The organism is Streptomyces blattellae (genome assembly GCF_009709555.1).
Classification (GTDB): Bacteria; Actinomycetota; Actinomycetes; order Streptomycetales; family Streptomycetaceae; genus Streptomyces; species Streptomyces blattellae.
Window position 1 is genome coordinate 179,560 of record NZ_WJBG01000106.1, and the last position, 13,077, is coordinate 192,636.

The 13,077-nt window shown below is 70.4% G+C and carries 9 protein-coding genes; 3 read left to right on the plus strand and 6 right to left on the minus strand.

Annotation, left to right across the window (positions count from 1 at the left end; all coding sequences use genetic code 11):
- Positions 1–81 precede the first annotated feature (81 nt).
- Positions 82–297 carry a dodecin gene (locus GFH49_RS03565; RefSeq protein WP_155054258.1) on the plus strand — a complete coding sequence of 72 codons (216 nt, stop codon included), beginning with the start codon at positions 82–84 and terminating at the stop codon, positions 295–297.
- A gap of 64 nt (positions 298–361) precedes the next feature.
- Entirely contained in the window at positions 362–1,369 is a 1,008-nt protein-coding gene (locus GFH49_RS03570) for an LLM class flavin-dependent oxidoreductase (protein ID WP_155054259.1), read from the plus strand.
- Between the two features lie 66 nt (positions 1,370–1,435).
- Here the strand turns inward: GFH49_RS03570 and GFH49_RS03575 are convergent, their stop codons facing one another.
- From GFH49_RS03575 to GFH49_RS03590, 4 genes are all read right to left on the minus strand, one after another.
- A complete protein-coding gene (locus GFH49_RS03575) occupies positions 1,436–4,918 on the minus strand; it encodes a S8 family peptidase (RefSeq protein WP_155054260.1) in 3,483 nt (1,160 codons plus the stop codon).
- 406 nt (positions 4,919–5,324) lie between these two features.
- Entirely contained in the window at positions 5,325–6,074 is a 750-nt protein-coding gene (locus tag GFH49_RS03580) for a succinate dehydrogenase/fumarate reductase iron-sulfur subunit (RefSeq protein ID WP_155054261.1), read from the minus strand.
- Positions 6,071–8,017: a fumarate reductase/succinate dehydrogenase flavoprotein subunit gene (locus tag GFH49_RS03585; protein WP_155054262.1), complete on the minus strand. Its 1,947-nt coding sequence runs from the start codon at positions 8,015–8,017 to the stop codon at positions 6,071–6,073. The genes GFH49_RS03580 and GFH49_RS03585 overlap by 4 nt, the downstream gene beginning before the upstream one ends.
- Positions 8,017–8,688: a succinate dehydrogenase gene (locus tag GFH49_RS03590; protein WP_155054263.1), complete on the minus strand. Its 672-nt coding sequence runs from the start codon at positions 8,686–8,688 to the stop codon at positions 8,017–8,019. The genes GFH49_RS03585 and GFH49_RS03590 overlap by 1 nt, the downstream gene beginning before the upstream one ends.
- 120 nt (positions 8,689–8,808) lie before the next feature.
- Here GFH49_RS03590 and GFH49_RS03595 point away from each other — a divergent pair, with 120 nt between their 5' ends.
- Positions 8,809–9,693 (plus strand): LysR family transcriptional regulator, encoded by an 885-nt coding sequence (locus tag GFH49_RS03595; RefSeq protein ID WP_155054264.1) that lies wholly within the window; start codon positions 8,809–8,811, stop codon positions 9,691–9,693.
- 204 nt (positions 9,694–9,897) lie between these two features.
- On the opposite strand, the gene GFH49_RS03600 is transcribed toward GFH49_RS03595, so the two are convergent.
- Together GFH49_RS03600 and GFH49_RS03605 are read right to left on the minus strand one after the other, a co-directional pair.
- Positions 9,898–12,042 carry a putative bifunctional diguanylate cyclase/phosphodiesterase gene (locus GFH49_RS03600; RefSeq protein ID WP_155054265.1) on the minus strand — a complete coding sequence of 715 codons (2,145 nt, stop codon included), beginning with the start codon at positions 12,040–12,042 and terminating at the stop codon, positions 9,898–9,900.
- A complete protein-coding gene (locus GFH49_RS03605) occupies positions 12,039–12,851 on the minus strand; it encodes an SAM-dependent methyltransferase (protein ID WP_155054266.1) in 813 nt (270 codons plus the stop codon). The genes GFH49_RS03600 and GFH49_RS03605 overlap by 4 nt, the downstream gene beginning before the upstream one ends.
- Positions 12,852–13,077 lie beyond the last annotated feature (226 nt).

A 13,077-nucleotide genomic window follows, 5' to 3' on the forward strand; every position in this document is an offset into this window, starting at 1 on the left:
CCGCTCGCACTCCGCCGCGAGCTGAGGCACGGTGGAGTGACGTGTGACAGCCATGTCGTCAGCGCGGAGAGGAGCACCCGCATGCCGAGCCACACCTATCGGGTCACCGAGATCGTCGGCAGCTCGCCCGAAGGCGTCGACCAGGCCATCCGCAACGGCATCGCCCGCGCCTCGCAGACCTTGCGCAACCTGGACTGGTTCGAGGTGACACAGGTCCGGGGCCAGCTGGAGGACGGTGAGATCGCGCACTGGCAGGTCGGCCTGAAGGTCGGCTTCCGCCTGGAGGACTCCGACTGACGCACCGGGCCCCGACGCCGGGTGAGGGCGGGAATGCCATCCTCACCCGGGTGTTGAAACCGGTATGAGTTCGCTGATCGCCTCGACCCGCTTCTCCGTGCTCGACCGTTCCCGCACCCGCGAGGGCGGCACCAGCGCCGAGGCGCTGCGTGACACCGTACGGTTCGCGCAGCGCCTGGAGGGGCTCGGCTACCACCGTTTCTGGGTCTCGGAACACCATGGTGTCCCGGGTGTCGCCGGTTCCGCGCCCACCGTGCTGGCCGCGGCCGTGGCGGGGGCGACCCGGACGATCCGGGTCGGGACGGGCGGCGTGATGCTGCCCAATCACCGGCCCCTGGTCGTGGCCGAGCAGTTCGGAGTGCTGGAGTCCCTCTTCCCGGGCCGGATCGACATGGGGCTCGGCCGGTCCGTCGGCTTCACGGACGGCGTCCGCAGGGCACTGGGACGCGACAAGGACGACGCCGAGGACTTCGCGGCCCAACTGGACGAATTGCTGGGCTGGTTCGACGGCACCTCCCCGACAGGAGTGCACGCACGTCCTGCGGAAGGCCTCGCCGTCCCGCCGTTCGTACTGGCCATGGGCGAGGGCGCCGCGATCGCCGCCCGCGCGGGCCTGCCGATGGTGATCGGCGACCTCCGCGACCGCGACAGGATGCAGCGCGGCATCGACCACTACCGTGCCCACTTCCGCCCGTCACCCCGGGCGAGCGAACCGTACGTCGTCGTCTCCGGCACGGTCGCCGTCGCCGCCACCCCCGAAGCAGCCCGGCGCCTGCTGATCCCGGAGGCGTGGTCGATGGCGTATGCGCGCACCCACGGCACCTTCCCGCCCCTCCCGCCCGCCGAACACGTCGAGGCGCTCACCATGACGGCGAGGGAGCGCGGCTTCTACGAGTCCGGACTCTCCGGGCACATCGCCGGCACCGAGGAGCAGGTCGCGCACCAGCTTGAGATCCTGCTGAAGGAGACCGCGGCACAGGAGGTCCTGGTCACGACCAGCACCTACGACCGGGCGGCCCTGACGGACTCGTACCGACGGCTCGCCGGGATCTTCGCCGGCCGGACGGGGTGAGCATCGCCCATATGCCGGAGGGCTGCGCCGACGTCTGTCGTCGGCGCAGCCCTCGGCATCACGACGTCACTTCTTGAGCTTGTACGCCCGCTTCACCGTCACGTCGAAGGTGGAGGCCCGGTCCTCCCCCGTGACCCGCAGGCTGACATATCCGTGCCCGTCGCTGTCGACGTGCTCGGCCGGCAGGCTCTCGACCGCCGGATGCGGGACCAGGGCGCGGTTGTTCACCACCGGCACCCGCTGCCAGGTCGTACCGCCGTCGAACGACGCCTGGACGGTCAGGTCGCGCACCTTGCCGCGCTTCTGGTCGCCGGTCCGCTGGAGGGTGAACGGGACGGCGACCGTACGGTCGTCCTCCGCCCGCGACAACTCGTCGACCGGCGGCTTGAACCGCACGCTCGTCAGGGGCAGCGCGGTCGTCCCGCCCTCGGCGGCCGGACCGGAACGGAAGGTCCACACGCCTTCGACGTCGGTGCTCACGCTGTTCCACGCACTGCGGTCGGCATGGGCCCTGAGGGTGTACGTGCCGGTGTCGGCCGGAACGTTCCAGGCGGCGAGCGCGCTGTCGCGCGGACTCTCCGTGGCGCCGTTCCTGCTCTTGGCGAGCTTCTCGCCGTCCCGGCTCAGGGTGTAGTCGTAGCTGGCGAAGAATTCGTCGCTGGTGAACAGGTGCCGGCTGTCGGAGTCACCGCCCATCGGCAGGTCGACGGTGATGGTGTCGCCGGCACGGGTCAGCTGCCGGCCGTCGTCGGCCAGGGCGGGGGCGCCCACGGGGTAGTTCCAGTACTCGGTACGGCTGCCGGGCCGGTAGGCCCGGGACTCCGTGTACAGGGCGCGATGCGGCAGCGCGTCCAGGGCGTCCGCGTTCTGCCAGGACGCGCGCAGCTCCTGGGACCAGGTGATGTCCCTGGAGGCCGTGTAGAACTCCGTACGGGTTCCCGGCGACTCCACGTTGATGCGGCGTCCGCCGGCCGGGATGCCCTTGAGGGTCGGGACGGCCAGCTTCGACTTGAGCGAGGACGGCCCGCCGCGGGTCTCCTGGGAGGCGCCGTAGCGGGCCTCGATCCGGGCGAGCTGGGAGTCCCTGACCCGGGGGGTGAGGTCGGCCGGGATGCCGCCCTCGCGGATGGCGGCGAGGTAGTAGACCGGCCCCGTGGCGGTGGGGTAGTCGTAGCCGGGGTCGTTGGGCGCACCCTCCGGAGCGCCGGTCCGGTAGCCCTCGGCCAGGTCCTCCCGGTAGTACGTCGTGTAGGTGGATTCCGTGCTGCGGGTGGTGGACGGCACCGCCCAGAACTGCGGCGGCCGGTGCCCGTACGAGACGGAGGTGGTGGCGCTCAACGGGCTCGCGGCCCCGGGCGGCGTCTCGCTCTGCTGCTGGATGACGCCGACCTGGTGGTAGATGCGCTCCACCTTGTCGTTGTCCACCGTGTGGCCGAGCCGCCGAGCCGCCGAGCCGCCGAGCGTCATCTCGGCCGCCCCGTCCACCCGTACGAGCGGCTCCCCGGCGAGAAGCTCGTCGCTGTGGAGCCAATAGGGGTCATCGCTGACGTCACGGCGCGCGACGAGCGCGGAGATGCCGTAGCGGCCGGCGGGCGCCCGGACCGTGATCGTCGAGCCGACGGTGATGTGGTGCGGGTTCTCGAACGGTTCCAGGTCCCGGCCGATGGGCATGACGTCGACGACGGAGACGCCGCTGGCCGGTTGACCGAGGTGGTCGCGGAGGTTGAGCTTGAGGTCGTAGCTCTCGGTTTCGAGGGTGAGGCCGACCGGCACTCCCACCGTGGTCGCGCCGTCGCCGGCCGTGGCGGTCAGCAGGGCGGCCAGAGTACCGCCGGAGCGGATGCCGTTGTCCCGGAACTCGACGGCCACGGAGGCCGTGCCCCCGGCGGGAACGGTCAGCCGGTCCTGGGCCAGGCCGAGCAGGGACGTGGGCAGGTCGCCGCGGCCGGAGGTGACGTCGAGGGCGAGGTCCAGAGTGACGTCCTGGTCCGAGTCGTTGGTGAAGGTCACCTCGCGGTCGCTGTCCGCGTCATCGCGGGGCCAGGTCAGGCGGCCGAAGTCCGCGGTGGACGTCGTGGCCCTGACCGGCTGGTCCACGGCCCGCTCCGCGTCGACCATGCCGGAGCCCTGGTCGTACACGGTCTCGTCGGCGCTGGGACGGGCGCTGGAGACCAGCGCCTGGGCCACCTGCTGGGGCGTCCAGTCCGGGTGGGCCTGCATGACGAGGGCGGCGGCTCCGGCGACGGCGGGCGCCGCCATGGACGTACCGGAGAGCCGGGTGTAGTTGTCGTCGACCGGGCCACCCGGACCGGCCGGGTCGCTGTCACCGACCTCTGTGCCCTTGGCGCGGGCCGCCGTCACGGCGACGCCGGGGGCCTTGATGTTGGGCTTGACGCTGTAGTCACCGTAGAGCGGGCCGCGGCTGGAGAAGCTCGCGACCGCGTCGTCGCCGCCGGCCGCGCCCACGGACAGCGCTCCCTCGGCGGCCGAGGGCGGCGAGACCGTGAAGGCGCCCGGGCCGTCGTTGCCCGCCGACACCACCGGGAGCACACCGCGCTCCAGCAGTGCGTCGGTGGCCAGCGACCAGGGGTCGGTGCCGTCGCTCGGCACCGTCGACCCGAGGGACATGTTGACGATGTCGACACCCTCGTCGGCCGCCCACTCCATGCCGTTGATGATGTGCGAGAGGTCGCTGAGCGGACCGGACAGCACCCGTGCGCTGAGGATCTCCGCGCCGGGTGCGACGCCCGTGTACTTGCCGCCGGACGCGGCGCCGGTACCGGCGATGATCCCGGCGACGTGGGTGCCGTGTCCGTCCACGTCACCCGTCTCGTTGTCCCAGGTGATGAAGTTCTCGGACTTGGAGACCCGGTCCCTCAGGTCGGGATGGTCGGCGCGCACGCCGGTGTCGATGACGGCGACCCGGACGCCCGTCCCGTCCAGACCGCGCTCCCTGAGACCGTCCGCGTTGACCTGCTCGACCAGGTTCGAGACGGCGACGTCGCCCTGGGGGGTGGTCTCCGGATCGTCCGCCGTGCCGCCCCCGTCGGTGAGCTCGACCGGCGTGTCCAGCCACACCGTCCGGATGGCGGGCCGGAGTTCGCTTTCCGCGCCCTCGGCGGGTTCGGTGAGGGTCTGCCACAGTGCGCCGGCGTCGTCCTCGGCCAGGGTCACGGCGGTGGCGTCGATCGACTCCAGCGACGACGTGTCCCCGGGGACGGCCTCGGCACGGGTGGTGGCGGGCAGCCGTTGGCCGCGGTGCCGGATGATCAGCGGGAGCCCGGCGTCGTCGGTCGACTCGCCGTCGAGACCGAAGCGGTCCAGGGCATTGAGGTTGAAGAGCAGGTCGTCGACCTGACCGGAGTCCACGAGTGGTGCGACGTCCATGGGTATGACGCTGAAATCGGTGCCGTTGCCCCGTTGCAGGAAGCCGACGCCTTCACGCCCCTTGGCGGGTTCGACGTCGATGTGGGGCTCACCGTTCGCCGTGCCGACGGTCACCACGTCACCGGTGACAAGGGTGAACCGCTTGCCCTGGAGGGCGGTCAAGGATGCGGAGGAAGAGGTGGAGCTGGACTCGGTGGTGGGAGACGGGGCGGACGGGGGGGTGAGCGTGGCTGCGGCGGATAAGCCGCTCTGGGTGGTGAGGAGCAGCACAGCCGCCAGCGCGCTGCCCGTCCATGCCGAATGACGACGTCTTGTCACGCGAACTCCGCTCGAAGTGGGGGGTGTTGAAGGAGATGCGGGTGTGACCAATGAACCCGTCGTGAAGATACCGAAAAGATGAACCCCTTCCAAGGCCCCAACTCCCTTGTCCCACAAAGGAATCGCGCCAGGGATGCCTGGCGGGACCGGGCTGAGCACCACCCCGGTCCCGCCCGTCCGCACCTTGTCGGCGAACGTTCCTTGAGCTGCGGCTGCTACGCGGACGAACTCGGCACAGCCGGCGGAGCGCTCAGCGCCTGGCGACCTTCCGGGTCGCACGCAGCCACTCCTTGTTCATGCTGGTGATGGACACCAGCGGGATGCCCTTCGGGCACGCGGTGGCGCACTCCCCCGTCAGCGTGCAGCCACCGAAACCCTCGTCGTCCATCTGCGCCACCATGTCCAGCACCCGCGTCTCCCGCTCGGGCGCTCCCTGCGGCAGCACGTTCAGGTGGTTGATCTTCGCCGAGGTGAACAGCATCGCCGCACCGTTCGGGCAGGCGGCCACGCAGGCACCGCAGCCGATGCACTCCGCGTGCTCGAAGGCGAAGTCGGCGTCCGGCTTCGGTACGGGCGTGGCGTGCGCCTCGGGCGCGGCGCCGGTCGGGGCGGTGATGTAGCCGCCGGCCTGGATGATCCGGTCGAAGGCCGTCCGGTCGACGACCAGGTCCTTGATCACCGGGAAGGCGGAGGCCCGCCACGGCTCGATGTCGATCGTGTCGCCGTCCTTGAAGGACCGCATGTGCAGCTGGCAGGTGGTGGTGCGCTCGGGCCCGTGGGCGTCGCCGTTGATGACCAGCGAGCAGGCGCCGCAGATGCCCTCGCGGCAGTCGTGGTCGAAGGCGACCGGGTCCTCGCCCTTGAGGATGAGTTCCTCGTTGAGCGTGTCGAGCATCTCCAGGAAGGACATGTCGGAGGAGATGCCGTCCACCTCGTATGTGGACATCGCGCCTTCGGCGTCGGCGTTCTGCTGCCGCCAGACGCGCAGGGTGAGCTTCATGCGTAGCTCCGCTGAGTGGGGTGGACGTACTCGAAGACCAGGTCTTCCTTGTGCAGGGCCGGGGCCCGGCCCGTGCCCGTGAACTCCCAGGCGGCCGCGTAGGTGAACTCGTCGTCCCTGCGGGCGGCTTCGCCGTCGGGGGTCTGGGACTCCTCGCGGAAGTGGCCGCCGCAGGACTCGCTGCGGTGCAGCGCGTCGAGGCACATCAGCTCGGCGAGCTCCAGGTAGTCGACGATGCGGTTGGCCTTCTCCAACGACTGGTTGAACTCCTCGCCGGTCCCGGGCACCTTGATCCGCCGCCAGAACTCCTCGCGGATCTGCGGGATGCGTTCCAGGGCCTTGCGCAGTCCGGCGTCGGTGCGGGCCATGCCGCAGAACTCCCACATGAGTTCGCCGACCTCGCGGTGGAAGGAGTCGGGTGTGCGGTCGCCGTCGACGGAGAGGAGAAGGTTGAGCCGGTCCTCCGTCTCGGCCAGCACCTCCTGTACGGCGGGGTGTCCGGCGGTGGCGGACTCCTGGTGCGGGTTGCGCGCGAGGTAGTCGTTGATGGTCGCCGGGAGCACGAAGTAGCCGTCGGCCAGGCCCTGCATCAGGGCCGAGGCGCCCAGGCGGTTGGCTCCGTGGTCGGAGAAGTTGGCCTCGCCGATCGCGAACAGGCCGGGGACGGTGGTCTGGAGGTCGTAGTCGACCCACAGGCCGCCCATCGTGTAGTGCACGGCGGGGTAGATCCGCATCGGCACCTCGTACGGATCCTCGTCGGTGATCCGCTGGTACATGTCGAAGAGGTTGCCGTACTTCGCCTCGACGGCCCCCCGGCCCATCCGCTGGATGGCGTCGGCGAAGTCCAGGTACACCCCCTGCCCGCCGGGGCCCACTCCCCTGCCCTCGTCGCAGACGTTCTTCGCGGCGCGGCTGGCGATGTCACGCGGGACGAGGTTGCCGAAGGACGGGTAGATGCGCTCCAGGTAGTAGTCGCGCTCGTCCTCGGGGATCCGGCTCGCGGGCCGGGTGTCCCCCTTGGCCTTCGGCACCCAGATCCGGCCGTCGTTGCGCAGCGACTCGCTCATCAGCGTGAGCTTGGACTGGTGATCGCCGGTCCGCGGGATGCAGGTCGGGTGGATCTGGGTGAAGCAGGGGTTGGCGAAGTACGCGCCACGCCGGTGCGCCCGCCAGATCGCGGTGGCGTTGGAGTTCATCGCGTTGGTCGACAGGTAGAAGACGTTTCCGTACCCACCGCTCGCCAGTACGACGGCGTCCGCGAAGTACGTGTCGATCCTGCCCGTGATCAGGTCCCGGGCCACGATCCCGCGCGCCCGCCCGTCGATGACGATCAGGTCGAGCATCTCGGTGCGCGGGTGCATCTCGACGTTGCCCGCGGCGATCTGCCGGGACAGGGCCTGGTAAGCGCCGAGGAGGAGCTGCTGCCCTGTCTGGCCACGGGCGTAGAAGGTACGGGACACCTGCACACCGCCGAAGGAGCGGGTGTCGAGCAGGCCGCCGTACTCCCGCGCGAAGGGCACGCCCTGCGCCACGCACTGGTCGATGATCTCGACGGAGATCTGCGCGAGCCGGTGCACGTTGGACTCGCGGGCGCGGAAGTCGCCGCCCTTGACGGTGTCGTAGAACAGCCGGTGGACGGAGTCGCCGTCGTTGCGGTAGTTCTTCGCGGCGTTGATGCCGCCCTGCGCGGCGATGGAGTGGGCGCGGCGCGGGGAGTCCTGATAGCAGAACTGGACGACGTGGTAACCCTGTTCGGCGAGCGTGGCGCCCGCGGCGCCGCCGGCGAGTCCGGTGCCGACGACGATGACGGTGTGTTTGCGGCGGTTGGCGGGGTTGACCAGCTTGGCCTCGAAACGGCGCTTGTCCCAGCGCTCGTTGACGGGCCCGGACGGGGCTTTGGTGTCAAGGACCGGCTCGCCGGTCTCGTAGTCGGTGTAGGTCATCAGCTCACGACTCCAGTCATGACACCCACCGGTACGGCGAGGAAGCCCACCGTGAGCAGCAGCGCGAGGACGTTGGCGGTGGTCTTCAAGGCGCGGTCGCGGGTGCGGCTGCCTGCGCCCAGGGTCTGGGCGGCGCTCCAGAAGCCGTGCTGGATGTGCAGACCGAGGGCGAGCATCGCGACGATGTAGACGACGTTGCCGTACCAGGTGGAGAAGGTGTCCACGACGTTCTGGTACGGGTGGCCCTCCTGGAAGCCGCCCGGGTGCACGGTGCCGGTCGTGAGGTCGAGGATGTGCCAGACGATGAACAGGCCGAGGATGATCCCGCCCCAGCGCATGGTGCGCGTCGCGTAGTCGGCCCGGGGCTTCTTGTGCACGTACTTGCTGGGGCGGGCCTTGATGTCGCGGCGGCTGAGCTGGTAGGCGGAGGTGGCGTGGGCGACGACCGCGGCCACGAGGACGACCCGGATGAGCCAGAGCGTCCACTCGTAGTGCATGAACGGCTCGCCGATGGTGCGCAGCCAGTGCGCGTAGTCGTTGAACTCGCCGGGCCCGAAGAAGATCTTCAGGTTTCCGATCATGTGGACGACCAGGTACAGCAGCATGATCAGACCGCTGACCGCCATCACGGTCTTCTTGCCGACGGAGCTGTCCCACACCGTGCGTGCCATGGACGGCCGTCGGTCCGTCCGCGTTGCCAGAGCCATGGCACAGGACGCTAGGGCCGAACGGCCCCATCGGTCCAAGACATGGTCCGGCTCGTTTCGATAGCCCTTGCCTATGATGTCTCCATGCAGTTCCAGCAGCTCCAGTACTTCGTGGCGGTCGCCGAGACCCGGCACTTCACCCGGGCCGCCGACCTGGTGCATGTCGCGCAGCCCTCGCTGTCGCAGCAGATCAAGGCGCTGGAGCGGGAGTTGGGCGCGGACCTGTTCCTGCGGGCGCGCGGCAACATCACGCTTACGGACGCCGGAGAGGCCCTGCTTCCGCTGGCCCGGCGCATCCTGGCCGACGCGGACACCGCACGGCACGAGGTGCTGGAGCTGGTGCAGCTGCGCAGCGGCCGGGTCCGGCTGGGAGCGACCCCGAGCGTGTGCACCGGTCTGCTGCCGGACGTGCTGCGCGCCTTCCACGACCGGTATCCCGGCATCCGGCTGATGATCGAGGAGGGCGGCTCGCACGATCTCGTACGGGAACTCGCGCGCGGCGCCCTCGACCTCGCGCTGATCGTCCTGCCGCTGCCGACGCCCTCCCCGGCGCTCACCTCGGTGGAGCTGCTGCGCGAGGACCTGGTCGTGGTCTCCTCGCCGGACGCGCCCAAGCCCGGCCACGGCCGGCGGGCGGTGCGCATCGCCGACCTGGAGGGCGAACGTCTTGTGATGTTCCGGCACGGCTACGACCTGCGCGAACTGACCGTGGCCGCATGCCGTGCCGAGGGGTTCGAGCCGGACTTCGCGGTGGAGGGCGGGGAGATGGACGCGGTCCTGGGCTTCGTACGGGCCGGGCTGGGGCTGGCCGTCGTACCGCGCATGGTGGCCGCCCGGTCCGGGCGCGGCCTGCGGGTCACCCCGCTGGCCCGTCCCGGCCTGCACCGGACCATCGCCCTGGCGCACCGCAGCGATGTGGCTCCGCCGCGCGCGGCAAGGGAGTTGCAGCGGATGCTGCTGGAGCGTTGACGCTGCGCGGGGCGCGGGCGATCGGCCGTTGTCGGTCCGCGGGCGTCGTCATCGCCTGGCCGCGGCAGTCCCGGTCGACGGCCACGGCGGCGGTGCCGGCCCGAGTCGCCACGACGATGGCCGAGGCCGTACGTCCGGAGCCCCAGCCCGCCGAGGCCGCACGACACCGGCCCTGCCCCACCGAGGCCGTACGGCCCTGGAGCCTCACCCCGTCGCGTCCACCAGGGTCAGCTCGTGCAGCCGCTCCGGTGGGCCCGGGCGGGCGTAGTACCAGCCCTGGGCCGTGTCGCAGCCCAGTATCCGGAGCTGCTCGGCCTGGGCGCCCGTCTCCACGCCCTCCACCGTCACCGAGAGGTTCAGGCCGTGGGCGAGAGAAACGATCCCCTCGACGATCTTGAGGTCGACGGAGTCCGCCGGGAACCGCTGCATGCTCTGGGTGAAGGACCGATCCAGCTTGAGGATGCTCACCGGCAGCCGGCGCAGGTTGGCGAGGTTGGAGTAGCCGGTGCCGAAGTCGTCCAGGGCGATGTCGACGCCCATCTCGGCCAGCCGGCGCAGCGGCTTGAGCAGATCGTCGTCGGCGCCGATCAGCGCCGACTCGGTCACCTCCAGGCACAGCGCGTCGGGTTCGACGCCCGCGCGCTCCAGGATGTCGACGGTGTCCTGGACCAGTCCGGGATGCGTGAGCTGGCAGGGCGAGAGATTGACGTTGATGCGCAGCGGGCCACCGGCCCCGGTCACGCCGTACCGCTCGCGCCACTCACGGGCCTGGCGCACCGACTGCTCCAGCACCCAGCGGCCCAGCGGAACGATCAGTCCTGTGTGCTCGGCGAGCGGAATGAACCGGTCCGGGCCGAGCACGCCGTGCTGCGGATGCAGCCACCGCACCAGGGCCTCGGCGCCGCGGACGCTGCCGTCGCCGAGGTGGACCAGCGGCTGGTACTCGATGAAGAACTCGCCGCGGTCCAGGGCCGTCGGCAGCGAGGTGGTCAGCCCGTGCCGGGTGATGGCACGCGCGTCGGCCTCGGCGTCGGCCATCTCGAAGCGGTTGCCGCCCGCCGACTTGGCGCGGTACATGGTGATGTCGGCGCTGCGCAGCACCTCGGCCGCGCTGCGCTCCCCGGCCGGCCCCTCGACGATGCCGATGCTGCCGCGCACGGTCAGCTCCCGGCCCTCGACGCTGACCGGGGCGACCAGCGCGTTCATGATGCGCATGGCCAGCTCGTCCACCTCGCGCTCGGTGTCGGGGCCGGTGGTCAGCGCCACGAACTCGTCGCCGCCGAGCCGGGCGACCATCTCGCCGGGCGCGGTCGCGCAGGACTGCAGCCGGTCGGCGACCTCGACGAGCAGCCGGTCGCCGGCCGCGTGGCCGAGGCTGTCGTTGATGGTCTTGAAGCCGTCGAGGTCGAGATAGCACAGCCCGAAGCGCTGGCCGTCGCTCGCGGTGAGGGCCTTCTCCAACCGCTCGAAGAACAGCGTGCGGTTGGGCAGTCCGGTGAGCGCGTCGTGCGTCGCCTCGTAGCGCAGCCGGAGGTTGAGCAGCCGCCGCTCGGTGGTGTCTTCCATGAGGGCGAGCTGGTACTGCGGGTTGCCGTCCGCGTCACGGAGCAGCGAGACCGTCAGATTGGTCCACAGGACCGTTCCGTCGGGACGGTAGAACGCCTTCTCGACGTGGTAGTGCTCGCGCTCGCCGCGCACGAGTTCCTCGTACAGCCGCCAGACCTGGGGCGCGTCCTCGGGGTGGGTCCACTCCAGGACGTTGCGGGTGCGCACCGTCTGCTCGGCGCCGCCGAACATGCGCACCATCGCCCGGTTGACCTGCAGTATGTTGCCCTCCAGGTCGGCGATCCCGATCCCTATGGCGGCGCCCTCGAAGACCGCGCGGAAGCGGGCCTCCGTCGCGTGCAGGGCCTGAGCCACCACACCCTGCGCCTTCAGCGCGGCCGAGGAGATCGCCTCCTGCTCGGCGAGGGTCCGCTCACGCAGCGCCGTGGCGAACCCGGCGGCCATGGCGTGCTGCAACCGTGAGGCACGCGTGCGCAGTTGGTCCTGCGCGCCGTCCCCGCCGCAGTACAGCACCAGGTAGGCGTCCACGCAGTCCAGGGTGCGGCTGAGCGCCTCCGGGTCGGTGCAGTGCACGGCGATCAGCGCGGCGCCCACGGCCCGCGCCTCGTCCGCCTCGAAGGTCCTGGCCCGCAGCGCCTCACTCAACCGCCGGGCGAGCGGCAGCAGTTGTTCCTCCAGCTCGGGCCGGGTCAGCGAGGTCGAGGTCACCGGGAACACCGCCCGGCTCCAGATCGTCGCGAACCGGCGCAGTCTGTCCTCCGGCCCGTCCGGCTCCGCGCTCACGCCGTGCGCCCCACGCCGGCGAAACCGGAGAAGGCATAAGGATCCTCGTCCTCCGGCGCGGTGTCCGGCCGCCAGTGCGGCATCGCCACCAGTCCGGGTTCCACCATGTCGTACCCCTCGAAGAACCGCGCGATCTCGTCGCGCGAGCGCATGATCAGCGGGTTGCGAATGTCCTTGTATACGCCCACCGTGCCCTCGGTCTGCTCTGGCGGAAGCGGGATTCCCTCGTACGAGGCATGTGTGAGGATCAGCAGGCTGCCGGGCGCGAGCGCGTCGCGCAGCTCGGCCACCGCTTCGTACGGGTCGTCCGTGTCTTCCACGAAGTGCAGTATGGCAACGAGGAGCAGCGCCACCGGGCGGTTCAGGTCGATCAGTCGCCGCACCTGAGAGGCGGCGAGGATCTCCTGGGGCTTGCGGAAGTCGGCCGCGACCACGTCGGTGCCGGTTTTCCCCTTGAGTACCGCCTGGCTGTGCGCCACGGCCACCGGGTCGTGGTCGACATAGACGACATGCGCGCCGGGGCTTGCCTCCTGGGCCACCTCGTGGACGTTGCCGAAGGTCGGGATGCCGGAGCCGATGTCCAGGAACTGGGTGATGCCCTCGGCGACGGCGAAACGCACCGCGCGGCGCATGAACGCCCGGTTCGCCTGCATGATCTTGGGGAGCCCCGGCAAGAACTCCATGGCCTTGCGGGCTGCCTCGCGGTCGACCTCGAAGTTGTGCGAACCGCCCAGGTAGAAGTCGTAGATCCGGGACACGCTCGGCACCGAGATGTCGATGTTCCGTGGGGCCCAGGCGGGACGCTCCATCAATCTCTCCAAGGCGTAGGCGATCCGGTGTTCGAGCTGAGGCTACTGATCGCCCGCCAAAGGAGCGAGCCGAAACGGAAATTGACCATCCGTTCCCGGTCACTGCCAGCGGCACGTGCCGAATTGATTCCCTGCATCGCCTCCACTAAAAGTGTCCGAGGCGTTTCGGAGAGTTCTCAGGAGTTCTGACCCATGGTGAAGAGTCACGAAGAGTGCGAAGACATGC